The following is a 1,019-nucleotide window of genomic DNA, read 5'->3' on the forward strand; positions in this document are numbered from 1 at the left end:
CCAGTATCATCGATGTGGTAAACAGCATTGCGTTTCAAACCAACATTCTCGCGCTGAATGCGGCAGTTGAAGCGGCCAGGGCCGGAGAACAGGGGAAAGGCTTTGCCGTGGTGGCCAGCGAGGTACGTAACTTATCCTTACGCAGTTCTCAGGCAGCCCAGGAGATTAAAGAGTTGATTGAGGAGTCCGTCAGCCGCGTCAACAGTGGCTCGTCGCAGATTAAAATCGCCGGAAATAATATCGACGAGATGATTGAAGCCGTGCAGCGTGTTTCGGACATTATGTCGGAAATCTCCGTCGCGACGGATGAGCAGAGCATCGGGATTAGCCAGGTCAACGAAGCCATCGTACAAATCGATTCTGTCACCCATCAGAATGCGCAACTGGTTCAGCAGGCGGTCATTGCCGCAAATGCGCTGGAAAAACAAACCCGGCGGCTCACGCAGACCGTGGCTTTCTTCACTACGGCTTGATAAAGGGGATCAAGAACTTTGCCTTGAACCGCGCAATGACAGTTTGTATTGCTGCGTTGCGCGGGATCAGGGGCGGTAGGCCGGACTCGTCTTTCAAACTTAACAAACTGAATTATAAGTGATTAATTATTGATATTTTGGTTGTGTATACTCAGTTATATACTCAACAGCTTTCTTTCCAAAATCACCGAGTAACAAAGTATATAAACCAATTCAGATATGATGCAGCAATTATACCCGATTGACCTGCTCCCCATTGATTAACACACAACGATGTTAGTAATGTCTTCATCAGCAACATGAGGACAACCCCATGAAGAAGCGTTTTTCCGACGAACAGATCATCAATATTCTTCGCGAAGCCGAGGCGGGTGTTTCCGCCCGCGAACTCTGCCGTAAGTACGCCATCTCCGACGCCACGTTTTATACGTGGCGTAAGAAGTTTGGTGGCATGGAAATACCTGAAGTAAAAAGGCTTAAGTCACCTGAAGAAGAGAACGCCCGCCTCAGGAAGCTGCTCGCCGAAGCCATGCTGGATAAAGAGGC

2 protein-coding genes are annotated in these 1,019 nt (G+C 49.0%); both read left to right on the forward strand.

What is annotated here, in order from left to right; all coding sequences use genetic code 11:
• A partial coding sequence (locus CWM66_RS27865; RefSeq protein WP_233218441.1) for a methyl-accepting chemotaxis protein occupies window positions 1-473 on the forward strand: 473 nt, incomplete at its 5' end.
• A 313-nt stretch (window positions 474-786) separates the two neighbouring features.
• A partial coding sequence (locus tag CWM66_RS27875; RefSeq protein WP_146159950.1) for a transposase occupies window positions 787-1,019 on the forward strand: 233 nt, incomplete at its 3' end.

The sequence above is a fragment of the Kosakonia sp. H7A genome, from assembly GCF_003028445.1.
Classification (GTDB): Bacteria; Pseudomonadota; Gammaproteobacteria; order Enterobacterales; family Enterobacteriaceae; genus Kosakonia; species Kosakonia radicincitans.